The sequence below is a fragment of the Paenibacillus sp. S-12 genome (genome assembly GCF_030363895.1).
Lineage (GTDB): Bacteria > Bacillota > Bacilli > Paenibacillales > Paenibacillaceae > Paenibacillus_B > Paenibacillus_B alvei.
Map to the genome: position 1 here is coordinate 57760 of NZ_JASIUF010000003.1, position 23315 is coordinate 81074.

At 50.3% G+C, this 23315-nt stretch carries 19 protein-coding genes; all 19 read left to right on the top strand.

Annotation, left to right across the window (positions count from 1 at the left end; all coding sequences use genetic code 11):
- The first annotated feature begins 243 nt into the window (after positions 1-243).
- The 19 genes from NO352_RS01655 (at position 244) to phaZ (ending at position 23305) form a co-directional block, all read left to right on the top strand.
- Positions 244-1242: a metal ABC transporter solute-binding protein, Zn/Mn family gene (locus NO352_RS01655; protein WP_289354790.1), complete on the top strand. Its 999-nt coding sequence runs from the start codon at positions 244-246 to the stop codon at positions 1240-1242.
- Positions 1243-1290: 48 nt separating this feature from the next.
- On the top strand, positions 1291-2061 hold the full coding sequence (locus NO352_RS01660) for a metal ABC transporter ATP-binding protein (RefSeq protein ID WP_005551128.1): 771 nt from the start codon (positions 1291-1293) through the stop codon (positions 2059-2061).
- A gap of 5 nt (positions 2062-2066) precedes the next feature.
- Positions 2067-3020, top strand: a complete 954-nt coding sequence (locus tag NO352_RS01665) for a metal ABC transporter permease (RefSeq protein WP_289354791.1) — start codon at positions 2067-2069, stop codon at positions 3018-3020.
- Positions 3017-3901, top strand: coding sequence for a metal ABC transporter permease (locus tag NO352_RS01670; RefSeq protein WP_289354792.1), 885 nt, complete (start codon positions 3017-3019; stop codon positions 3899-3901). Before NO352_RS01665 ends, NO352_RS01670 begins: the two co-directional genes overlap by 4 nt.
- A 253-nt stretch (positions 3902-4154) precedes the next feature.
- Positions 4155-4889 carry a Cof-type HAD-IIB family hydrolase gene (locus NO352_RS01675; protein WP_268619995.1) on the top strand — a complete coding sequence of 245 codons (735 nt, stop codon included), beginning with the start codon at positions 4155-4157 and terminating at the stop codon, positions 4887-4889.
- Positions 4890-4934: 45 nt separating this feature from the next.
- On the top strand, positions 4935-5420 hold the full coding sequence (locus tag NO352_RS01680; protein WP_005551121.1) for a DUF456 domain-containing protein: 486 nt from the start codon (positions 4935-4937) through the stop codon (positions 5418-5420).
- Between the two features lie 143 nt (positions 5421-5563).
- Positions 5564-7213 carry a putative polysaccharide biosynthesis protein gene (locus NO352_RS01685; RefSeq protein ID WP_268619996.1) on the top strand — a complete coding sequence of 550 codons (1650 nt, stop codon included), beginning with the start codon at positions 5564-5566 and terminating at the stop codon, positions 7211-7213.
- 247 nt (positions 7214-7460) lie between these two features.
- Positions 7461-9440 (top strand): methyl-accepting chemotaxis protein, encoded by a 1980-nt coding sequence (locus tag NO352_RS01690; RefSeq protein WP_005551119.1) that lies wholly within the window; start codon positions 7461-7463, stop codon positions 9438-9440.
- A gap of 307 nt (positions 9441-9747) precedes the next feature.
- Positions 9748-10929: an acetyl-CoA C-acetyltransferase gene (locus NO352_RS01695; RefSeq protein WP_268619997.1), complete on the top strand. Its 1182-nt coding sequence runs from the start codon at positions 9748-9750 to the stop codon at positions 10927-10929.
- The gene (locus tag NO352_RS01700; RefSeq protein ID WP_289354793.1) at positions 10898-12562 is read left to right on the top strand and encodes a class I adenylate-forming enzyme family protein; all 1665 of its coding nucleotides are present in this window, start codon (positions 10898-10900) and stop codon (positions 12560-12562) included. The genes NO352_RS01695 and NO352_RS01700 overlap by 32 nt, the downstream gene beginning before the upstream one ends.
- A gap of 103 nt (positions 12563-12665) precedes the next feature.
- The gene (locus tag NO352_RS01705; protein WP_262866868.1) at positions 12666-16016 is read left to right on the top strand and encodes an AfsR/SARP family transcriptional regulator; all 3351 of its coding nucleotides are present in this window, start codon (positions 12666-12668) and stop codon (positions 16014-16016) included.
- Positions 16017-16162: 146 nt separating this feature from the next.
- A complete protein-coding gene (locus NO352_RS01710) occupies positions 16163-17539 on the top strand; it encodes a substrate-binding domain-containing protein (RefSeq protein WP_483311810.1) in 1377 nt (458 codons plus the stop codon).
- Between the two features lie 15 nt (positions 17540-17554).
- Complete coding sequence (locus NO352_RS01715; RefSeq protein WP_005551112.1) at positions 17555-18418, top strand: ABC transporter ATP-binding protein; 864 nt, start codon at positions 17555-17557, stop codon at positions 18416-18418.
- Positions 18396-19100 carry an ABC transporter ATP-binding protein gene (locus NO352_RS01720; protein WP_289354840.1) on the top strand — a complete coding sequence of 235 codons (705 nt, stop codon included), beginning with the start codon at positions 18396-18398 and terminating at the stop codon, positions 19098-19100. The genes NO352_RS01715 and NO352_RS01720 overlap by 23 nt, the downstream gene beginning before the upstream one ends.
- 28 nt (positions 19101-19128) lie before the next feature.
- Positions 19129-19995, top strand: coding sequence for a branched-chain amino acid ABC transporter permease (locus NO352_RS01725; protein ID WP_040736928.1), 867 nt, complete (start codon positions 19129-19131; stop codon positions 19993-19995).
- Positions 19995-21011, top strand: coding sequence for a branched-chain amino acid ABC transporter permease (locus NO352_RS01730; protein WP_005551107.1), 1017 nt, complete (start codon positions 19995-19997; stop codon positions 21009-21011). The genes NO352_RS01725 and NO352_RS01730 overlap by 1 nt, the downstream gene beginning before the upstream one ends.
- Positions 21008-21307 carry a hypothetical protein gene (locus tag NO352_RS01735; RefSeq protein ID WP_005551106.1) on the top strand — a complete coding sequence of 100 codons (300 nt, stop codon included), beginning with the start codon at positions 21008-21010 and terminating at the stop codon, positions 21305-21307. Before NO352_RS01730 ends, NO352_RS01735 begins: the two co-directional genes overlap by 4 nt.
- Positions 21294-22358 carry a 3-oxoacyl-ACP synthase gene (locus NO352_RS01740; RefSeq protein ID WP_289354794.1) on the top strand — a complete coding sequence of 355 codons (1065 nt, stop codon included), beginning with the start codon at positions 21294-21296 and terminating at the stop codon, positions 22356-22358. The genes NO352_RS01735 and NO352_RS01740 overlap by 14 nt, the downstream gene beginning before the upstream one ends.
- Entirely contained in the window at positions 22355-23305 is a 951-nt protein-coding gene (gene phaZ / locus NO352_RS01745) for an intracellular short-chain-length polyhydroxyalkanoate depolymerase (RefSeq protein ID WP_289354795.1), read from the top strand. The genes NO352_RS01740 and phaZ overlap by 4 nt, the downstream gene beginning before the upstream one ends.
- Positions 23306-23315: the final 10 nt, after the last annotated feature.

The window sequence follows — 23315 nt, forward strand, 5'->3', positions numbered from 1 at the left end:
CGAACGTATTGAACCTTTTTTTTAAGACTTTTTCATATCGTACATGGTGTCACCGATGGAGGCATACACTGCATACGATAAGGAAAAGTCTTTTCTTTTTGCAAAAATGATTATTTGGGGAAAGAATTTTTTTTATACAAAAATAGTTGCATTGAGGAAACATATTTGTGTATATTAAACATGATCATTGATAAACGTAATCATTACAAAAAGTGGCAGGTTATCATATGGGAGGGACAAAAGATGGCGAAGACAGTGGTAAGACCGAATGGGAAATTCAAAATGAACTCGGCGTTAAAGCGATTGGTGATGACCATATTGTTTTTGAGCGTCGCTTTAGGTCTGGCTGCGTGCAGCAGTACAAGCGAAGGCAAGAAGGAAGATGTAAATAAGCAGGATACAAATCAGCCGATTCAGGTAACGACTACAATTGGAATGATCGCCGATGCAGTGAAGGAAGTGGGCGGTGAGCGCGTTGATGTGATTGGTCTGATGGGGCCAGGGGTTGATCCTCATTTATACAAGGCATCGCAAGGGGACATTAAGAAGCTAGATGATGCGGATATCGTATTCTACAATGGCTTGCATTTGGAAGGCAAGATGGTCGATATTTTGGAGAAAATGAGCGGCAGCAAGACGACGGTTCCTGTCTCCAAAACGATTCCAGAAACTGAGCTGCTGGCGGATCCGACATTAGCTCAATCGCATGACCCGCATATTTGGTTCAACGTACAAAATTGGATCAAGGCGACCGAGGTCATCCGTGACACGCTAGTTGAATACGATGCAGCACATGCTGAAGCATATAAGCAGCGGGCAGAGGCGTACGTAAACAAGCTGCAGGAGCTTGATGCGTATGTGCACAAGCGGATAGCAGAAATTCCGGAAGGCAGCCGTGTGCTCGTTACTGCACATGACGCGTTTGGATATTTTGGCAAGGCATACGGTATGAAGGTTATGGGGCTTCAAGGAATTAGTACAGCATCTGAGTATGGAAGTAAGGATGTATCCGATCTTCGCGATTATCTGATAGACAATAAGATTAAGGCCGTATTTATTGAATCCAGCGTGCCGAAGAAGGCGATTGAAGCGGTCATTGAAGGAGCGAAGAAAAAGGGACATGATGTCGCCATTGGCGGCGAATTGTTCTCGGATGCAATGGGCGAGCCTGGAACAGAAGAGGGTACTTATATTGGCATGGTTCGCTTTAACGTCAACACGATTGTGGATGCGCTGAAGTAATGTACATAACTTCAATTGGATAACGCAGCAGGAGAGGAGCGAATAAGAATGAAAGAGAAGGGGAACTCGCCGCTTCGCGTGAGCGGCTTGACTGTGGCCTATCAGAAGAAGCCAGTTTTACGCAATGTGAGCTTTACGATACCGGAGGGCAATTTGATCGGTATTATTGGACCGAACGGTGCAGGAAAATCGACACTTATCAAATCCGTCCTCGGTCTGATTCCTAGAGTTAGCGGAGAGGTGAGCATATTCGGCAAACCTTATTCGGAAAGCCGCAAACGGGTAGGCTATGTCCCACAGCGTGAATCTGTGGATTGGGACTTTCCGACGAATGCACTTGATGTCGTAATGATGGGCCGCTACGGTCACTTAGGATGGTTCAAGCGTCCAGGGGCGAAGGAGAAGGCGATCGCGCTGGATTGTTTAGCAAAGGTAGGGATGGCGGACTTTGCGGATCGGCAAATTAGCCAGCTGTCCGGCGGTCAACAGCAGCGTGTATTTTTAGCAAGGGCGCTTGCCCAAAATGCGGATTTATACTTTATGGATGAGCCGTTTGTCGGTGTGGATGCGATGACGGAGAAGGCAATCATTACGTTATTAAATGAATTGAAGCGTCAGGGAAAAACCGTTCTCGTTGTTCATCACGACTTGGCAACGGTGAAGGAATATTTCGACTGGGTGATGCTGCTGAATGTGGAATTGGTTGCATGTGGAGAAACAGCGAAAATATTTAACACAAGCATGCTGCAGCAAACCTATGGCGGCAGACTTACCGTGCTGGATCAAAATGCGGGCGCCGTCATGGTAGGATCGAGGTGAGTACAATGTTCGGAATATCTTGGGATATACTGCGCGATCCGAATACGCAATGGATACTCGTTGGCTGTTTGCTGCTCGGTCTGATGAGTGGCATCGTCGGCAGCTTCGCTTACTTGCGGAAGCAGAGCTTGGTTGGAGATACACTCGCCCATGCTGCCCTTCCGGGCATATGTATTGCTTTTATGCTGACAGGGGTCAAGTCACTGCCATTATTCTTCTTCGGCGCTTTTTTGTCCGGGATGCTGGCGACAGCGGGGATTTCGGTTGTGACGCGCTATACGCGCATTAAAGCGGATGCGGCAATGGGCATCATGCTGTCGGTGTTCTTCGGTGTAGGCATTGTATTGCTGACGCAAATTCAGCATTCCAGCTATGGGAACCAAAGCGGACTCGACAAGTTCCTTTTTGGACAAGCGGCCTCTATGATACAAAGTGATGTGTACACAATGGCGGGTGTGTCGGTGTTAATCATTGTTGCATGCAGCCTGTTGTTTAAAGAGTTCAAGCTGCTTAGCTTCGATCCAGGATTTGCGCGCGGGCTTGGGTTTCCGGTCGGCGTACTGGAGCAGCTGCTCATGTTATTTACCGTAATTGCTGTCGTTGTTGGCATTCAGGCGGTTGGCGTTGTGCTTGTTGCGGCACTGTTGATTACGCCTGCGGTATCTGCGCGCTATTGGACAGATCGGCTCGGATTGATGGTACTGCTAAGCGGGTTGTTTGGAGCGGTCAGTGGTATTATCGGTACGCTAGTTAGTACGACGACGAGCAATTTGCCTACTGGCCCGCTCAGTGTATTGGCTGCTACCTTTGTTTTCTGCTGCTCGGTAATAATCGCACCGCGCCGCGGTGTGCTTGCGAAATGGATTCGTCGAATCCGCAATCATCAAACGATTCGGATGGAGGAGCGAATCCGTCTGGAGGAGACGGAACCTCGATTGCGAAAGGAGGCGTCTCTGTGACAGACCTATGGATTATACTAACCGGAGCGCTAGTGGCTGCAACTTGCGGCATATTGGGCTGCTTCCTTGTACTTCGCAAAATGTCGATGATTGGGGATGCAATTAGTCATTCGGTTCTCCCGGGCATCGTCATTGCATTCATAATGAGCGGCTCGCGTGACTCATTCATCATGCTGCTTGGCGCATCCGCAGTAGGATTACTAACTGTATTTCTTATTCAGCTGTTCCAGCATAACGGTGTCCAATCCGATGCATCGATCGGTGTGGTGTTTACCGCATTGTTCGCGGTTGGAGTGGTGCTCGTAAGTTTGAATGCACGCAATGTGGATCTGGATTTGGATTGTGTCCTTTTTGGTGAAATTGCGTATGTTCATTGGAATACGATGACTTTGTTCGGCATTGACATTGTGCCAAAGGCAGTGTGGATACTCGGCTTTACACTGCTTGTGATTTTGCTCGTTATCGGGCTGTTCTATAAGCAATTCAAAATATGTGCTTTCGATCCGGCGATGGCCATTGCCTGCGGCATTCCGGTCGCGCTGTTCCACTATTTACTGATGGGGCTCGTGTCCATGACGACGGTGGCTTCATTTGAAAGTGTGGGTGCTATCCTTGTCGTCGGCATGCTTATCGTCCCGGCTTCTACGGCCTACTTGCTGACAGAGCGCCTGAGTCTCATGATTATGTACAGTGTGGCGATTGGGATTACATGCGCAATTGCGGGATACTATTTGTCCTCCTTGTTGGATGCCTCAATTGCAGGGATGATGGTAACGGTGGCTGGTGCATTGTTCGTGCTTGCCTTTGTGTTGTCCCCGTCTCACGGCATGCTTGCTCGACTGCTGAAGCGCCGCCGCATAGCTGAGATGACGGCAATGTAGCTGCCTGTAGACACCCCCTTGCTCCTGAATTCGGAGATGGGGGTGTTTTTGTTATATTCGCAAGAAAAAGAGTGCCTGAATCGACACAGGTGAAGGAAAGGAATTCTTTGTTGTAAATGCCTCCGTATGATACAATGTCGTTATGCAAATTTTGTGCATGACAATGAATGACATTAGTGTTACAAGCTTCGACAAATAACGAATCACAACTCGTCTGAAGCAGAACGCATCAGGGACAGGAGTGACGGATGAGATGACTAAATATAGACTATTGGCTCTCGATATGGATGGAACGGTATTGGATGATGATCAGCGAATTTCGAAGGAAAATTCCGATGCAATTCGCAGTGCTTGCGATGCGGGAATAACGGTTATGTTCTCCACTGGCCGTGCGTTCGTTAACGCACTTCCTTATGCGACAGAACTGGGATTGGATTCTCCCATGATCACAGTGAATGGAAGTGAAGTGTGGAAAAATCCTCGTGAATTGCACTTGCGCCATCTTTTGGATCGCGAGGCCATCAAGCGCATGTACGCGATGTCTAAGGAGCATGATGTCTGGTTCTGGGCATATTCGACGGAACGGCTGTACAACAAGGAGAATTGGGGAGCGGATATTGAAGCGGAGGAATGGCTCAAGTTCGGTTACTTTACAAAAGACGATCATGTGCGCGAAATACTCTGGCGCGAGCTGCGTGCCATGGGAGGCTTGGAATTGACGAATTCCTCGCCGCATAATATTGAGATTAACCCTGCCGGCGTTAATAAGGCGACAGGGATACAGACAGTATGCGAGCTTATAGGCTGCGACATATCCCAAGCGGTTGCTGTAGGGGATAGCTTGAATGATATGGCGGCAATTCAAGCCGCTGGGCTTGGTGTAGCAATGGGAAATGCGCAGGACGAAGTAAAGCAATCTGCGGATGTCGTCGTACGAACGAACAACGAGCATGGTGTTGCTCAAGTGATTAAAGAGTATTTGCTGTAAAAGGTTGTTCACGAGCGGTTATCCTCGTGCAAGGTGGTGGAACGGATGGTTATTTTTGGTTGGATTAGTGTGATTGTGTTGTTCCTTGTCGGGATGGCAGGGGCAATCTATCCGATTTTGCCTGGTGCGCTGGCAATTTATGCAGCATTCTTTGTGTATGGACTATGCATTAGCTTTGAACCATTCGGATTCTGGTTCTGGACGATTCAGACGCTGATTGTAGCCGTGCTGTTTATTGCCGACTACGTTGTCAATGCTTGGGGCGTCAAGCGGTTCGGAGGCTCAAGAGCATCGATCATCGGAAGTACGATAGGGGTCATCATTGGCCCATTCGTCATTCCGGCGTTCGGTCTTATTCTCGGGCCTCTCTTAGGCGCGTTCATCGGAGAGATCATAACAGGAGCGAGTATGGAAAGATCGACAAAATCAGCCATCGGGGCGGTTGTCGGTCTATTTACAAGTATTGTCGTCAAATTTGCGCTGCAAATCGTGATGATTGTCCTGTTCTTCCTCTGGTTGTTTGTGTTCTAATAGTAAATGTTCCATAAGACGGCTGCTGTCTGAATGAGACAGGGCTTGTCTTATGGAGCAGCTTTTTCCTTCTTTATGGTGAAGGTATAGTGGCAGCTGCCACGATGAATAGAAATGAATGAAGTATGTTCGGACTGATAAGGATGCGGGCTAGCATACAGAAAGAAGGGAAACGTTTGGCAAAGGAATCATTTATTAAAGGAACGCTCATTATTGCAGCGGCTACCCTCGTCGCTCGCGTCTTAGGGCTATTCCAGCGCGTTCCGCTTGAGCATATGCTCGGTTCTGTGGGTAACGCCTCTTTTGCTGCCTCACAGACAGTCTATTTGATGATACTTGCAATAGCGACAGCGGGTATCCCGAGCACATTAAGTAAGATGGTATCCGAACGCTATGCGCTGAACAAGGTGCGCGAAGCAGAGCGAGTCTATTATGCTGCACTGCTGTTCGGTCTCATATCTGGTGTGATCACAACCTTGCTGCTCATCGCGTTTGCAGGCGTGTATGCGGACATGATTCAATTGCCGGAAGCCGCACTTGCTATTCGCGCACTGGCCCCAGCGCTGCTGCTGTTCCCGGTCATTGCCATGATGCGCGGCTATACACAAGGACGCAATATGATGCAGGCAAGCGGTGTATCGCAAATTGTAGAACAGATTTTGCGTGTCTTTACGGCGATTGGCCTTGCTTATATATTGATGAGTACGGGGCAGACCCAAGATTGGATCGCAGCTGGAGCTTCCTTCGGCGGAGTATTGGGAAGCATTGGTGCCTTCGTCATTATGCTGTATTACTTGCGCAAGCTGCGGCAGGCAGATCGCGAAGCGGGCGTGCGCGCGCGGCGCAGAGGTGCGAAGAAAGTACCGCTTACTGATATTTTCCGTTCCATTTTTGCCATGTCCGTACCGATTGTATTATCATCGCTTGCCGTGCCGGCTGTTAACTTTATTGATACTTCCATAACGATCCCATTGCTGAATCCAGAAGTAGGATTAGATGAGGCGAAGCATCTGTATGGTATCCTGGGTCAGCGCGCACAGTCGATCGCTGGCATTCCGCCAATACTGGCGATAGCGTTAAGCACGTCGCTCATCCCGGTTATTTCCGCGGCTTTCGCAAAGCGGGATATGGTTCACTTGAAGCGGCAGACAACTCTGGCGATGCGAATTTCTGTATTGAGCGGCATGCCGATCGTATTGGCATTATCGGTAGCGGCATACTCCGTGAACGGCTTCCTGTTCAGTACGTTGGACGGCGCAGGAATTATCGCGGCATTAACGCTCGGCACGATTTTCCAGATAACGATGATGACGTCAAGCTCGATTCTAATTGGTCTTGGCAAACCTTATATCGCCATGATCAGTGTAACATTAGGTATTATTATCAAGCTTATTGCCAGCTTCTCGCTTGTTCATTTCTTCGGCATTTACGGAATTATTGGGGGAACTGCATTAAGCTTCCTGCTCATTACGTGGCTCAATCTTCGTGTCATGAAGAAGGTTGTTCCGTTTTCCGTGCTGGGCAATAGCTGGATAGGCTTCCTGCTAACAATTATGCTGTCAGGTGGAGTCGGGTATGCCTGCGAATGGCTGGGAGAGCAGTTGGTAAGCATATTGCCGGCTAAGCTGGCCTTTATGTTTACCGCTGGAATCGTAGCTGTCGTGGTCGTGGCCTTATTTGTAATTGGGTTAGTTGCCTTCCGTGTAATTCGACATGATGAATTGTCTGGGTATCCGCGTGCGGTTCAAAAGGTACTGCGACCATTAATGAGATTGCAGGGAGAACGAGGATAGTCCATATTCATTTATAAAAGCATGATAAGCCCATTGGGAGGAATGTGCATATTTTGTACATCGCTCCCAATGGGCTTTTTTATATTTGGCTTTGTTCACGAGATTGCAAACCCTGCTATTTTAAGCCAAAAGAAGTTTGGTGTGAATTACCATGCGCTGATTTTGTAACAATGTATTAATCTTTTACCGTTTTATACCGATATACCAAACGTATTTTGCCAACGAGAATCGGTAAAGGAGAGTCAGCATGAAGAGGACTTTTCAATGGACTGCAGGAATACAACGTTCCTTGCACAAAAAGATAATATGCTTGCTTGCACTATTTATTGTCGTTCCGACGATCATTCTTATTATTATCCTAACAGGAACGGCAGCTAGCAATACGAAGGACATGTTCTACAATCAAGTGAATGAGGCTACCGAATCTATTGTCGGCATGTTGGATGACATGTATGATTCGAATGCCTATACGGTGAACAGTCTGGCTGAAAGCATTAGCAAGAAGTCGCAACAGAAGGACTGGATCCGTGAGCGGATGCTGGATACTGCCAAAGATATTGACAATATCTATGCGGCATATGTCTTCGTAAATAATCAATACATACACAGTTCTAATGACAGTGATGAGACGATTGATGCGAAGAAGCGGGGCTGGTATCAGCAGGCAATGAATAACGGCGGCAAAGTCATTGTAACAAAGCCGTATCGCGATGCGATAACGAATGATTTGGTCGTTACGTTCGCTCAGGAGCTCCCACAGAAGAACGGGGTTGTTGCCATTGATGTGGCAATCGATCGGATTAACAAGGCCGTAGAGAGATACAAAGTAGGAAAAAGCGGTTATATCAGCCTTGTTGACAAGGATAATCAGGTCGTAACGCATCCGGTATACAAGCAGGGAACGGTTCTAGATGAAGCAACATATGGTGAATTGGTAACGGCAAACGACCACGGTTCTTATAAGTCGAATGCGGCCGGCCGCAATGAGTTCGTCAGCTACGATAAACGGAACAAAATGGGATTAAACATCGTATCTGTTGTCGCATTGTCGGAAATTAACAGTCAAGCGAATAACATCTTTCTCATCGCTTCGATTTTCCTTGCGGTGCTTATTGCTTTAATGGGATTATTTTTATGGCGATTTGTAACGAGCATAATTCGTCCAGTTGTACGTGTGCAGCAATTGACGGAACGAATTGCAGCAGGCGACTTTACAGAGCGGATTAAAGAATCGAATCGCAGTGATGAGATTGGCAGTTTGGAGAAAAACTTCAATCGAATGGCGCAGTCTTTGACCGATGTCTTGCTGCGTATTCGCGAAGTATCCGAGACAGTTGCCGCTTCTGCTGAGGAGCTTTCTGCTAATACAGAGGAAAATGTAGCTTCCCTGCAGCAGGTTGCAGCTTCTTATCAAGAGGTGTCAGCCCAATCGTCACTATTGAATGATAGACTGAAGGTAGTACGATCCGATGCCCACCAATCAGGAAGACAACTGAAGGAAGTTGTTGAGCTGGTAAGTCTGTCCTCCGAGGCTGCTAATGATATGAGTGAATGGGCAGTGCGAGGCGAGCAGGCATTGAGCAATGTACGCTCGCAAATGAATGCCATCACGGAGCATACAGAGCTGGCTAAAAATGAGACAGAACAGCTAATGGAGCAATCGCAGCATATTCGCCGCATTGTCGTATTCATTCAAGAATTGTCCGCGCAAACAAAGCTGCTTGCCTTGAATGCAGCCATTGAGGCTGCGCATGCGGGCGAACATGGACGGGGCTTCGCGGTAGTAGCTGACGAAGTCCGCAAGCTGGCAGAGCAGACCAATGAGGCTGCAGGACAAATTACAGGCATGATTCAGCATGTGCATGAGCGTTCTGAAGCAGTATGGTCTGCGATGCAGAACGGTTCAGCTTCCGTAGAGGAAGGTCAGCAGGTCACGAAGACAGTGACGAGCAGCTTTGCCGATATGTTCGCAGCAGTCGATGAAATGAACGTTCAGTTAACTCATATTGCTCAAATGAGCACACAGCTTGCTCAAGCTAATGGCACAATAGTGTCTTCGTTCGATGAAGCAAGTGAAATGACAAATACGACGCTGCTTGAGATGGAAAATGTAGCGACGGCGGGCGAGCAGCAAAATGCAGCCATGCAGGAAATGGCTTCGTACGCCAACCATCTTGCTACGATTGCCGATGATTTGCAGCAGCTTGCTGCTAGATTCAAGGCATAACTGTTGATATGGGGATCCCCTGATAATTGGAACGAGAATGAAATACTGCATTGATACGGCACCTGACTCGCTTTTGCGGGTCAGGTGCTTTTTGTTATTTCGAATGGGAAATCTGTTCCATGCAACTGATTTGTAACTGCTATCGCGTTTACTGGAAATGGTGGATATACAGGCTTGCGGGTGCACGATCCAAAATCAGGTTTCATGCACGGTCTAATGACTAATGGCATGTAATTCTGAGTTGTGAATATGTTGTTGACCTGCTCTAGCAAGCGTCAATCCAAGTCCTGAACGTGGGGTGGAACAGATGAATGAGGTGTGGATAGCGGGTGCAGCGCGCACCCCGATTGGATCGTTTCAAGGGAGTTATCGAGAGGTTACCGCAGTGGAATTGGGAACCATTGCGATTCAAGAAGCTTGCAGTCGCGCTGGCGTAGCGGGGGAACAGGTGGATCAAGTGTGGATGGGACAGGTGCTGCAATCTGGCGTTGGGCAGAATGGAGCACGTCAAGCTGCGTTGCAGGCAGGTATCCCGATTCATGCGCCTGCCGCAGGGGTGAACCTTGTCTGCGGCTCCGGCTTACAGACAGTCATGCTCGGCGTGCAGAATATCCGGACAGGAGATGCGGACATCGTTGTAGCCGGCGGCATGGAAAATATGACGCAGTCCCCTTACATTCTGAAGCAAGCGCGACAGGGATATAAGTATGGGCATGGCGAGCTATTGGATACCGTGCTGCATGATGGGCTGACCTGTGCTTTCTTAAAGCAGCCGATGGGCGTTACAGCGGAGCGGCTTGCTGAGCGCTATCAGATTACGCGCGACATGCAGGATGACTATGCGCTGCGCAGCCAACAGCGTGCAGAAGCTGCAATGCGTGCAGGGAAATTCGAGGCGGAACTGGTTCATGTTCGTGTGCCTGAACGCAAGGGAACGTACCGGATAGTGGACACAGATGAACACCCTCGCAATGGGCTGACACTTGAGGCGTTAAGTAAGCTGAAGCCCGCATTCATCGCGAATGGAACAGTTACGGCAGGCAATTCATCAGGTATCAATGATGGGGCCGCGGCAGTTGTATTGTGCAGCTCAGAAGCAGGTGTGAAGCGGAACCTGTCCCCGCTTGCTATTGTTCGCGGCTACGCGGCAGTTGGCGTGGAGCCGGAATGGATGGGGTTGGGGCCTGTCTCGGCTCTGAAAAAGGCAGTTGCGAAGGCGGGACTTCGCATGCAGGACATTGAACTGTTCGAGATTAACGAGGCTTTTGCATCACAGGTGCTGGCTGTTGCCGAGGAACTGAGCATTGATACAGAGAACCTCAATGTGAACGGCGGGGCGATTGCTCTCGGCCATCCGATCGGCGCCAGTGGAACAAGAGTGCTCGTGAGCCTGCTTCATGAGATGGAACGGAGAAATGTGAAATACGGCGCGGCTGCGCTCTGCGTAGGAGGCGGTCATGGTGTCGCAGTCATCGTCGAACGGGGCTGAACATGAACGTCAAGTTCTCGGGCGATTCCTTGAACAAGGAGACAGCGCCGCATACTGGTTCGAGCATCGATGTGAGAAGACGCCGAATAAAATCGCAGTTGTAGATGTTCATACGGGGGAGCGGTGCACGTATCGGGAGCTTGCCCTTCGCGCAAGGCGGCTGGCTCTTGTCCTTCAGCATCATGGTGTCGGTGCAGAAGATCGCGTCGCTGTGCTGCTGCTGAATCAAGTGGAAATGGTGGATGCACTGCTTGCCTGCCGGCTGCTTGGATCGATTGCCGTTCCGATGAACTGGAGGCTTGCCGAATCAGAGCTTAATGAAATTGTACGCGATTGCTCTCCCAAGGTGCTGCTCTATGACGGAACTGATCCTTCGCTTGCTGTCATTTCTGAAGCTATTCAGGGGGATACAATTGAACGTTTGGATGTATCGATTCCGTTGTATGCACAGTCCGACGTTAGTTACGAGCAGCGTGTAAATGCAGGGGACAAGACTATGGATGAAGCTGCGGCAGAGATTGCCGTCGGAGTCTCAACAGTTGAGCATGTACAGCCTGGCGAGGCAATTGCGCAGGCCGCGATCCGCCTTGCCGATCCGTGGCTCATGATCTATACCGGAGGGACAACGGGGAAGCCAAAGGGGGTTGTCCTCTCACATGGCTCTGTATTTTGGAATGCGGCGAATACCGTGATCAGCTGGCAATTGAACGAATTGGACGTCACGGCAACCATCCTGCCCATGTTCCATACAGGAGGGATTAATGCGCTGACTCTCCCTATGCTTATGGCTGGGGGGACGGTTGTGCTTGTACGAAGCTTTCAAGCGAATGATATGGTTCGGCTCCTCCGAGAAGAGCGCTGTACGATCGTGTTGATGGTACCGACGATGTATCATCTACTTGTCCAATGCGACTCTTTTCAAAATGAGACGTTCCCGAATATGCGCACCTTCCTTTCTGGCGGAGCTCCATGTCCGCTCCCGGTGTATGAAGCATTCCATGCCAGAGGGTTGCCCTTCAAAGAAGGATATGGCGCGACAGAAACTGGCCCGAACAATTTCGTCATAGAACCGGGAGCAGCGCGGGCAAAGCCGGGATCGGTCGGAATGCCGATGCTGCTTGGAGAAGCCCGAATTATAGACAATGGCGGCTATGTGCTGGAAAAGGGGCAAGTGGGTGAGCTTGCACTCCGGGGTGGTCACTTGTTCTCTCATTACTGGAACAATCCCCAAGCTACAGAGGCAGCGATGCGGGATGGCTGGTTCTTGACTGGGGATCTGGCCCGAAGGGATGAGGAAGGCTATTACTATATTGTGGGCAGAAAGAAAGACATGATTATTACTGGAGGCGAGAATGTGTATCCGCTTGAAGTAGAACAGATTCTCGAAAGTCACCCGAAGGTGCTGGAGGCTGCGGTGCTTGGGATCGCAGATCCGAAATGGGGCGAGGTTGTCGTGGCTGCGGTCGGTACGGGAGAAGCTGCGCAATTGACGGAGGAAGAGCTCAAGCAATTCTGTCTAGCGAGAATTGGAAAATATAAGGTGCCTAAGCGATTCGTTCTCGCGGAAGAGCTCCCGAAGACGGTGGTTGGCAAGCTTGACAAAAAGGAAATGAAGGTATGGTTTGGCGGTTGACCGAGGTCAGCCGCTCATTTTTTTGTAAAAATGCTTGAAGCGAATGCAACTATGATACAATAGTCAGGACAACATTGGAAAATGGAGGAATTGGAGGTTCTGCATGAAAGAAGGCCGCGTGCTGAAAATGAAATTAATGCCGCCCCCTCTGAAGAAGCAGCTGCTCCATCGTCCTCGCCTTGCCAAGGTATTATCCCGCATCATGGACTTCCCGCTTACAATATTGACCTCTGGCCCGGGATTCGGCAAGACGACGGCGCTCTCTGCCTATCTGCGCTCCTCGGACATGACGTATGCATGGTACGGAGCATCTCCTCAAGATAACGACTTCATCCCATTTGTTTCCCATATCATTTATACGTTGCGGCAGTCGGTTTCTGAATTTGGGGAATCGCTGCTTGCTGAGCTGCATAGCGGCGGAAATCGGAACAGCAGTGAGGACATCATTGCATTGGCGGATATTTTTTTGAATGAATTGGTATCGCTTACAAAGAAAACGGTGCTTATCATTGATGATTACCACCTTGTCGAGCCGAATACAAGCGTTGACGAGTGGATGCAGTATGTCGTGTCCTATTTGCCGGATTGCGACAAGCTGGGCATTGTCATCTCTTCACGCGCTAGACCGCAGTGGGATGGCCTTGCAGCACTGCGCATCCGAGGTCATGTGCTGGAAATCGGCAAGGAACAGCTTGCATTCAATGAAGAAGAAATTGATGTACTCTATAGTGATTATTATGGATACCCGCTTACTAAGCGGCAGCTTGAGCGGATATATAGACAGACGGAGGGTTGGATTATTGCAGTGCAGCTCATATGGCAGCGGCAGTTGTCTTCCAATGGCTCGCTGGAAGAGCTTCTGCGGGCGCCAAGAGATACGATGGAGGAGTTGTTCCAATTCCTTGCCTTGGAGCTGTTCCAAAAGCAATCCTTATCGATGCGCGCCTTCATGCTGGAGACGAGCATCTTTGACGAGCTTACAGGCGAGTGGTGTGATGCTGTATGCGGAAGAAGCGGGTCGCACGCGCTGCTGTCCGATCTATGCGGAGGCGGCTTCCTGACGGCAGTCGACGACAAACAATTTCGCTACCATGCATTGTTCCGTGAATTCCTGCTGGATCAACTCAGAAGACAGCAAGACCGATACGTATCACTGGCGAAGCAGGCGATCCACATTTTCGCGTCGCACAGCCGCTATGATTTGGCGATGGCGCAGGCAATGGTGCTACAGGATGCCGAGGAGACGGCGCTTCTGCTGCAGGATGGGGGCGAAGAGCTGATTCAGGGAGGTCATTTGGAATTTGTCCATGCATCCCTGCTGACGATTCCAGAGCGTACGATGCGCAGGCATCCTTATTTGCATGTGCTCCATGGGGACATCCTGCGTTACCGCTGCCAGTATGAGGAGGCCTCTGTCCAATATCGCATAGCGGAGTATGAGGCGGATAGTGCCGGGAATCGTATCGTTCAGATGATGGCGCTTGAAGGGCAGGCTCTCTTGTTCTTGGATACGATTCAGCCTGGCAAGGCAGAGCCGCTGCTGGAGCGAGCCATTGCACTTGCAGAGTCGCTTTATGGAGGGCGTGCTGCGCAAATAAATGGAATTGAAAGTGTTCACTTGCGAGCTTCTATCCATGAAGCAGGCAGGAAAGTGCGAACCGGGGAGTGTGAGCGTTTAGGTCGTTTATATACACTGATGGCTGAAAATATGCTTAATGCGGGCAGAGGTACGGAGGCGCAGCTCTGGTATGACCGTGCCATTCATATTCACACAGAGGGAAGGGACTGGCTGCTGGAGGCAAGGCTGTTCCTGCGTACAGGCAGGCTGCATAAGGCGAAGGCGAGGCTGATGCAGGCCCAGGCGATGGAGCAGGAGCAGGGCTCGCTGTTCCGTGGTCTAAGCTACCATTCGAAGACGCTGTCCCGCTCACATCGTGAGATCGACCTGCTGTTGTCGCTGATTAGCAGTATATGCGGCGAGCCGATTGCGGCGAAGCAGACTGCGGAAGCGGGGATGATGCAGGGCATTCGTCTCAAGGCGCCCTTCGTTGAAGCCTGCGGGTGGATGCGAATGGGGCATGCTGCACAATTGACCGGCAAGTATGATGCAAAAGTGGCTGCAGACTGCTACCAAGCGGCATTGTCCATTATGGAACGACTTGATGTAAAGCGCGGCAGTGCAGAACCGTACATGGGGCTGTGTCTGTTGTTCGGCCGGGCCCGTTCCGCCGATACGGCACTGCGGTACGGACATCACGCGTGGGAAAAGACACAATATGCCAACGATGGCTGGCTTACTTCGCTCATTCGGCTAAGCATGGGCATGGGACTGTTCAATGCGAATCGGTATGCAGAGGCAGAGGATGTATTCCGTGAGTGCAGCGAGCGCTTCCTTGCTTGCGGGGATGGATTCGGCAGTGCCGCCGTAGAGATGTGGCTGGCCTTATGTGCGTATCGGACAGGGCAGAACAGTAAGTTTGCGGTCGCAATGGAGCGTTTTTTGGCACGGACGGAGCGAGAAGGCTACGCTTTTCTTATTACGCGTCGTACTTTGTTCGGGCCTAGTGACACGCAGCAGCTTATACCACTGCTCATTGAGGCGGTTCGGCTTGATATAGGCCGCTCCTATGCATCTATGCTGCTGACAGAACTGGGATTGGATCAGCTTACGTACCATCCTGGATATACACTGTATATCCACACGCTTGGCAACTTCGCGGTTCAGCTTGGCGATATTGAATTATCCGACAAGGACTGGCAGCGAGGGAAAGCAAAGGAGTTGTTCCAGCTTCTTGTGACTAGACGTAATCGCCCGCTGACGAAGGAGGAATTATTGGAGTCGTTATTCCCCCAAGCGGAAGAGAAGGCGGCCAATCGGGACTTCAAGGTAGCGCTTAATGCATTGAATACCGCCTTGGAGCCGCATCGTCGCGTTCGTTCAACCCCGTATTACATCATTAGGCGAGGAACGACCTACCAACTGAATCCGAACGCAGGGTGGATAATGGATGCGACTCGTTTCGAGCAATTAATCGAGCAAGGACTTGAAGCGGATGAAGCAGAGCAGGCGATTGGACTGCTCGAAGAAGGGCTCCTTCTCTATGAAGGAGACTATATGCCTGAACGGCGATATGAGGATTGGTGCATCGAGGAGCGAGAACGGCTTCAGGTGCTGTTCATGCGCGGGGCAGAAAGATTGTCCTGCCATTATGCTGCCATGCACACGTTCGACAAGGCCATCCGATGGGCAGAGTCGATGGTAGGTAAGGATCGCTGCTGGGAAGAGGCATATCGGATTTTGATAGCTTGCTATTTGCAGATGAACAATCGCAATCAAGCTTTGCGCTGGTATCAGAAGTGCCGCAAGGCGCTGGAAGAAGAACTTGGCATTGAGCCGATGAAGGATATCCAAGCGCTTATTCTGGAAATATCGGGCGGGCTTCCCTATGAATAAGAGGGTACTGCTGCTGAATACTGCTTGTTTTACATGACTAGATAAAGCGAACAGCAAATGTGCAGCGAATGGTTACCCGATGCAACTCATTTGCAACTATACCCTCTTATGATGAATGAAAATGACTCGTAAGGGGGTTTTTTGGTGTGTCTATGAAACAACTATTCAATCGTGAAACAGGCAACCATAAGCAACAATCGCAGCGCATTCATGGCAAGCAGCCAGCGGTTCGCATTCAGATGACAAGACTACTGCTGCTCAGTTTTATGTCTTTTCTCCTGCTGTTGACGGCTGCATGCGGAAGCAGCGGCAGTGAGGCAGGCGGGAAGACTGTGAAGCAGGAGAGCAATGAAGCAGCTTCGTCCGAAAATAAGAACAATCAAGGGGGAAAGAAGAAATCGGATGGGGACAAGACTCCGATTAAGATCGGCGTGCTTGCGTCGATGTCGGGAGCGCTGGAGAGCTACGGTAAGCAGACCGTGCGCGGATTCGAGTTGGGCATCGACTACGCAACACAGGGAACGAAGACGGTCGATGGACGATCCATCGAATTTATTGTGGAAGATACTGAAACGAAGCCGGATGTGGCAGTGAAAAAGGCCACCAAGCTGCTAGAAACGGATAAGGTGGATTTCCTTGTCGGATCATCCAGTTCAGGAGATACGCTCGCGGTTCTGCCGCTTGCTGAGGAATATGAGAAGGTCATGATCGTAGAACCTGCTGTTGCAGACAGCATCACAGGCGAGATGTGGAACAAATATATATTCCGCACAGCTCGCAATTCCTCGCAGGATGCGATCGCAGGCGCTGCAGCAATTGCGAAACAGGGCGTTAAAATTGCAACATTTGCACCTGACGGAGCGTTCGGCCGAGATGGAATAAAGGCGTTTAAGGAAGCTGCGATTAAGCTTGGCGCGGAAATTGTAGAAGAGCAATACGCTGATGCAACAGCTACGGATTTTACAGCGAACATCCAGAAGATTGTTAGTGCGAAGCCGGATTATTTGTTCGTCGTATGGGCCGGAGCGAATACCCCGTGGAAGCAGATCAAGGACATGAAAGTTACTGAGCAAGGCATTAAGCTGTCAACCGGTGCTCCAGATATTGCGGCTCTGAAAACGATGCATGAGCTGGAGGGTATGGAAGGCTTCTCGGTGTATTATCATTCCCTGCCTAACAATGAGGTGAACAAATGGCTTGTATCAGAGCATACGAAGCGATTTAATGGCGAATTGCCTGATCTGTTCACGCCTGGCGGCATGTCTGCGGCGATCGCAATCGTGGAAGCAGTTAAGAAGACAGACGGAGATACTTCGGCCGACAAGATGATCGCAGCGATGGAGGGAATGACATTTGATGCGCCTAAGGGCAAAATGACATTCCGTGCGGAAGATCATCAAGCGCTGCAGACACTGTACGCAGTAAAGCTGGAGATGAAGGACGGAACCGATTATCCGGCTCCTGTGCTTATCCGTGAATTATTACCGGAAGAGACGGCACCGCCGATTCACAACAAACATTAACAAGGAGGTCGGGACATGAGCGGAGCGGAGAACAAGCGCCATACAGCCGATTCGCTGCTTGAAAAAGGGACGAATAGAGCTGGCGGCTCCCATTCGTCCCCGGCTGCAGATACGATTTTGGCAACGACAGGACTGACGATTGCGTTTGGCGGGCATATCGCTGTGCAGGAAGTAGATTTAACGGTCGAGCGCAATCGTTTTAAGTCCATTATAGGACCGAATGGGGCAGGCAAGACGACGTTATTTAATTTGTTAAGCGGGGAACTGCGGGCAACGTCAGGTCAAGTTCGATTCGAGGGGCGCGATGTTACGTCGCTGCCCCCGTTTGAACGGACGAGACTGGGGATGGGCCGTTCTTTTCAGATTACGAATGTATTTCCCAATTTGACGGTTATGGAAAATGTCCGGCTGGCTGTCCAATCCAGACATGGCGTACGGATGAATTGGTATCGGTCGCTTCGAGCATACCGACAGTTCGAGGAAGAAGCACAGCATTGGCTGGATATGGTGCTGCTCGGGAGAAGGGGCGGCTCCACGGCGAAGCATTTGGCGCATGGAGAGAAGCGCAAGCTCGAGCTTGCGATGCTTCTGGCGCTTCAACCCTCTATTCTGCTGTTGGATGAGCCTACGGCTGGCATATCGGTAGAAGAGGTGCCCGCGATTATGGAGGTTATCCGTCGTGTTAAGGATGCCAAGGATCGCACGATACTGCTGATCGAGCACAAGATGGACATGGTGCTTGATCTGTCGGATTCAATCGCCGTTCTGTTCAATGGCAAGCTGCTTGCAGACGGGCATCCGGATGAGATTATGAACAATGAATTGGTACAGTCGGCTTACTTGGGAGGGTTGTATGATGACGCTGCTGCAGGTGAATGAAATTGAAACGTATATTGGACAGTTTCACATTTTGCAAGGAGTGACCTTTCAAGTGCAAGCTGGCGATATTACGGTTCTGCTTGGCCGCAACGGAGCAGGCAAAACGACTACTCTTCGCTCTATTATGGGATTGAATCCGGCATCGCGAGGAGAGATTCATTATAAGGGCGAGCGTGTAGATCGGCTTCCGACACATCTAATTGCCCGCAAAGGGATTGGCTACGTTCCCGAAGATCAGGGAATATTCGCCGATTTGACCGTGGGAGAGACGATGCGAATTGCATTGCGGGGAAGCAGCGATCAGGCTGCTGCGCGGCTCGAATGGACATTTGAACTATTCCCGGATCTTCGGCGTTTCTGGAACCGCAAGAGCGGACTGTTGAGCGGGGGACAGAAGCAGATGCTGGCCATCTCGCGCGCCTATGTGAACGACAATGAACTGCTCCTCATTGATGAGCCCAGCAAAGGGCTTGCCCCTATTATGGTGGAGAAGCTCATGGAAGCCATCAAGCAGATGAAGGAGAAGACGACTGTGCTTCTAGTCGAGCAAAATTTCCTGATGGCGAGCCGAATTGGCAGTGCGTATTACATGATGGATGAAGGACGGATCGTGAAGGCGGGCACGATGGATGACCTGCGGCACGATGAGGAGACGCGACGGAAGTATTTGGGCATCGCATAACCGATCGCTAGAGAGGAGGGAGTATGTATTGAACGGGTTCATCAATCTGATTGTCAATGGGCTAGCGACCGGAATGCTCGTCTTCCTGCTTGCGTCGGGATTGACATTAATATTTGGACTTATGAGCGTGCTCAATTTTGCACATGGAGGCTTGTTTGCATGGGGGGCCTATACGGGAGTGTGGCTGTACGCCGCTACAGGATCATTCGTCCTAGCGATTGTGGGAGCGATACTAGCTGGCATGCTGCTAGGCTTCCTGATGGAGCGCATTGTCATCCGTCCTGTGTACGGCAATCATGTGCAGCAGATTCTGGTCACGTTAGGCGTCATGCTTGTGTTGAGCGAGCTGCTTAAGGTCGTGTTTGGACCGAATCCGCTTAAGGCAGACGCTCCGCCCCTACTCAGTGGAAGCTGGGAAGTCCAAGGGATCATTTTCATCAAATACCGACTTTTTATCATTGTTGTAGGCGCGCTTGTCTATGGTGGACTTCTATTTATATTAAAACGTACGAAGATAGGTCTAATTGTTCGTGCAGGCGTCATGAATCCGGAAATGGTTCAAGCACTCGGCATTCCAATTCGGCGCGTATTCACGCTTGTATTTATGGTTGGGGCTGGTTTAGCCGCCCTGGGAGGGGTGCTGCTCGCTCCTTATTCAGGCGTGATATTTGCCGAGATGGGCATGCAATTTGCGATTCTCGCCTTCATCGTCGTGGTCATTGGCGGTATGGGAAGCATTCAAGGCTCTGCACTTGCGGCGCTGCTGGTCGGGTTGTCTGGGGCATTTATGGCTTATTATGTACCGGATCTGTCACTTGCGGGCAATATGCTGTTAATGGTAATTGTCCTGCTCATTAAGCCGTCAGGCTTGTTCGGGGCGAAGGGGGGAACGTAATGAGAAGCACCAATATCGGAACGAGATGGTTCCTTCTGCTCGTTGTCGTACTTGCCGTTCTGCCATGGATCAATGATTCTCGCAGCTTTCTCATTATGATGACGCAAATTTGCATATTTGCGGTTTTTGCGATGAGCTACGATATTTTACTAGGCTACACAGGGATTGTCTCATTCGGTCATTGTATGTTCTTCGGGATTGGCGCTTATTCGAGCGGTATCATGCTGGATCGTATGGGAGCCAACATCGGAGTATTGCTGCTTTCGATTGCTGCAGGTGTAGTCCTATCGGCGCTGCTCAGTTATATAGTAGGAATGCTCTCTCTACGTTTGAAAAACCACTTTTATGCGATGCTTACGTTGGCTTTTTCGGGCTTGCTGCTTGTTCTGGCGGAGAAGTGGCGGACTCTGACGCGAGGAAATGACGGCTTCACATTTCCAATACCAGCGGAGCTGAAGGATCGGACGGTGCTTTATATGGTATCGCTGGTGGTGATGGTCGTCATTTACATGCTGCTCCGCAGATTTACACAATCACCGGTCGGGCGAGTATTGGTTGCGATTCGTGAAAATGAACAGCGAACCGCCTCACTCGGCTATGAGATTATTCACTACAAGGTGTTTGCGAGTGTAGTCGCAGGTATTGTGGCCAGCATTAGCGGCTCGATGTATGTGCTGACATTGCGATTCGTAAATACGACAGTATTTGCGATGGATATGACCTTGAATGCACTGCTGATGACGATTATCGGCGGGGTAGGCACATTATTCGGAGCGATTATTGGCTCCGCAATTATTGAATGGGCGCATCATGGTTTAACCGAGTTGGCCAAGTTTCATCCCATATTCGAGAGATGGATCATTTTCTTTGGCCTTCTCTATATTGTTGTGGTGCTCATCTTCCCAGCCGGTATTACAGGCACGCTCCGCTTATGGTGGATGAAGCGAAAGGGAAGGAGAGTCTCATCGTCTCATACAGAGACAGCAGCTGAGTATGGGAAGGAGGGGACAGGGTGACTTCTCATAATCGAAATGGAGCATCTGCTGGACATTCCAACGAGAATATGCATCTAGAGCCTCACGATGGAAGCAGCCTCCATTGTTGCAGCCGCTTGCTAGAGGATACATCGACCGTCGGTTCTTTTGTCGTCCGCTGCCGGGTACGGCAGGATGCGGATGGGGCAGGCGACTGGCGCATCCGGATTACTTATGTGCAAGGCCAGGAAGAGCAGACCGTTGCTTCATGGGAGGAAGCGGTAGGCTTTATGCAACTGATGATGAAGCGGGGGAACGAAGCGCATGAACGAGAATGAAATGAAGGAAAGCGAAATGAATGAACAGTCGATCATCCGACTGTTGTCTGTAGGGACTTACATCCCTGAGCAGAAAATGACCAGTGGCGACATCGCGGAAGCATCAGGCATCCCGCAGCATATTGTGGAGTCGAAGCTGGGAATTAGGCAGAAGCCTGTTCCAGGGCCTGATGACCATCCCTGCGCAATGGGGGTGGCAGCAGCGAAGGAAGCGATACGACGTGCCCATATCGCACCTGAGGATATTGATCTCATTATTTATATCGGTGAAGAATATAAGGAATACCCAGTATGGACGGCAGCCCTTCATCTGCAGCATGAGATTGGAGCTGTCAAGGCGTGGGGCTTCGATATGGGCTCACGATGCTGTACGGCAATTATGGCTGTTCAGACAGCGAAGTCGATGATGCTGGGAGATTCCCGCATTCGGACTGTGCTGCTTGCAGGCGGTTATCGCAATGGCGACCTGATTGACTTAACGGATCCGAACACACGCTTTATGGCGAATCTAGGTGCGGGCGGCGGGGCGATGCTGCTGCAGCGGGGGGCGGGGTCTTCGTATCCTGAGGTGTTGGATTCGGCAATGATTACGGACGGATCATTTGCGAAGGATGTCATTATTCAAGCCGGAGGAACGAAGCAGCCATTGACGGCAGAGCTTCTGGCTCAAGGGCAGGCTTGTTTCCGTGTACCTGATCCAGAGCAAATGAAATCTCGGCTTGATGCGGTATCGATGCAGCGGTTCACCCAAGTGGTGGAGCAGTCGATTCAGGGAAGCGGATACCTGATCTCGGATATTGATTTCATCGGCTTGCTTCATATGAAGCGATCCGCGCATGAATTCGTGCTGCGTTCCCTGGGGATTCCCGAAGACCGTTCCGTTTATTTAGAGGACTATGGACATATCGGTCAATTCGATCCGATAGTATGTATTGAATTAGGCGTAAACCGCAAGTTGATTCAACCAGGCAGCATTGTTGTACTGGCAGCTGCGGGCATCGGCTATGCATGGGGGGCACTTACTTTACGATGGGGGGATCAAGCATCATGAAGGTTCAATTGAAATCTGTTGAATTGCCGAATGGGGAAACGCTCGGATACCGTGAACGAGACGGTGGCAATGAAGTTGTCGTGCTGATTCATGGCAATATGAATTCTTCCTGCCACTGGGACGTTGTGCTGGAACAGATGGATCCGGGATATAAGCTATATGCAGTCGACCTCCGTGGATTTGGGATTTCCACCTATCATACACCGATTGAATCCCTGTCTGATTTCGCAGCAGATGTGAAGCAATGGGCTGATATGCTCGGTTTAACTCGTTTTGCTCTTGTCGGCTGGTCGACTGGCGGCGGGGTGGCAATGGAATATGCCGCCGCTTATCCAGAAGATATATCACGGCTGGTGCTGCTGGCAAGTGTCTCGACGCGCGGTTATCCATTCTATGAGGATGGAGCGAACGGCTTGCCTGATGTTACACGTCGTATTACGACGATAGAGGGCATTCGATCACTGACTCGCAATAAACTTATTCAATCTGCGAATATGCGCCGGGATCGCCAGTTTATGAAGCAGCTGTATGAGGCTGTCATCTATGATCGCAATCAGCCGGATGAGACGCGATACGAAACCTATTTAGACGATATTTTGACGCAGCGCAATCTGATGGACGTGTATCATGCTCTGAACACCTTTAACGTAAGCGTATTCGATCACGAGGCATCAGCGGGAAGCGGGGCAGTGAAGCGAATAAAAGTCCCTGTCTTAGTTCTGCGGGGCGTGCATGATTTCGTCATTACTGAGGCGATGACGAAAGAGACGCTGGCCGATTTGGGAGACATAGCGGAGTTCATTTCCTTATCGGGATGTGGACATTCTCCGTTAGTTGATGATTCTGCACAGCTGTTGCATGAGATGGAGTCTTTCTTGACATCAACATCAGATGCAGCACCGGAAGCTTCAACTGCCCCAGCTGCCTCAGTTGGCCAAACAGAATAAAGGGAGAGAG

What these genes read in the sequence shown, in the direction of transcription:
- NO352_RS01655 (WP_289354790.1), top strand. Translation starts at nt 244, where the DNA reads ATGGCGAAGACAGTGGTAAGACCGAATGGGAAATTCAAAATGAACTCG.
- NO352_RS01660 (WP_005551128.1), top strand. Translation starts at nt 1,291, where the DNA reads ATGAAAGAGAAGGGGAACTCGCCGCTTCGCGTGAGCGGCTTGACTGTG.
- NO352_RS01665 (WP_289354791.1), top strand. Translation starts at nt 2,067, where the DNA reads ATGTTCGGAATATCTTGGGATATACTGCGCGATCCGAATACGCAATGG.
- NO352_RS01675 (WP_268619995.1), top strand. Translation starts at nt 4,155, where the DNA reads ATGACTAAATATAGACTATTGGCTCTCGATATGGATGGAACGGTATTG.
- NO352_RS01680 (WP_005551121.1), top strand. Translation starts at nt 4,935, where the DNA reads ATGGTTATTTTTGGTTGGATTAGTGTGATTGTGTTGTTCCTTGTCGGG.
- NO352_RS01685 (WP_268619996.1), top strand. Translation starts at nt 5,564, where the DNA reads ATGCGGGCTAGCATACAGAAAGAAGGGAAACGTTTGGCAAAGGAATCA.
- NO352_RS01690 (WP_005551119.1), top strand. Translation starts at nt 7,461, where the DNA reads ATGAAGAGGACTTTTCAATGGACTGCAGGAATACAACGTTCCTTGCAC.
- NO352_RS01695 (WP_268619997.1), top strand. Translation starts at nt 9,748, where the DNA reads ATGAATGAGGTGTGGATAGCGGGTGCAGCGCGCACCCCGATTGGATCG.
- NO352_RS01700 (WP_289354793.1), top strand. Translation starts at nt 10,898, where the DNA reads ATGGTGTCGCAGTCATCGTCGAACGGGGCTGAACATGAACGTCAAGTT.
- NO352_RS01705 (WP_262866868.1), top strand. Translation starts at nt 12,666, where the DNA reads ATGAAAGAAGGCCGCGTGCTGAAAATGAAATTAATGCCGCCCCCTCTG.
- NO352_RS01715 (WP_005551112.1), top strand. Translation starts at nt 17,555, where the DNA reads ATGAGCGGAGCGGAGAACAAGCGCCATACAGCCGATTCGCTGCTTGAA.
- NO352_RS01720 (WP_289354840.1), top strand. Translation starts at nt 18,396, where the DNA reads ATGACGCTGCTGCAGGTGAATGAAATTGAAACGTATATTGGACAGTTT.
- NO352_RS01730 (WP_005551107.1), top strand. Translation starts at nt 19,995, where the DNA reads ATGAGAAGCACCAATATCGGAACGAGATGGTTCCTTCTGCTCGTTGTC.
- NO352_RS01740 (WP_289354794.1), top strand. Translation starts at nt 21,294, where the DNA reads ATGAACGAGAATGAAATGAAGGAAAGCGAAATGAATGAACAGTCGATC.
- phaZ (WP_289354795.1), top strand. Translation starts at nt 22,355, where the DNA reads ATGAAGGTTCAATTGAAATCTGTTGAATTGCCGAATGGGGAAACGCTC.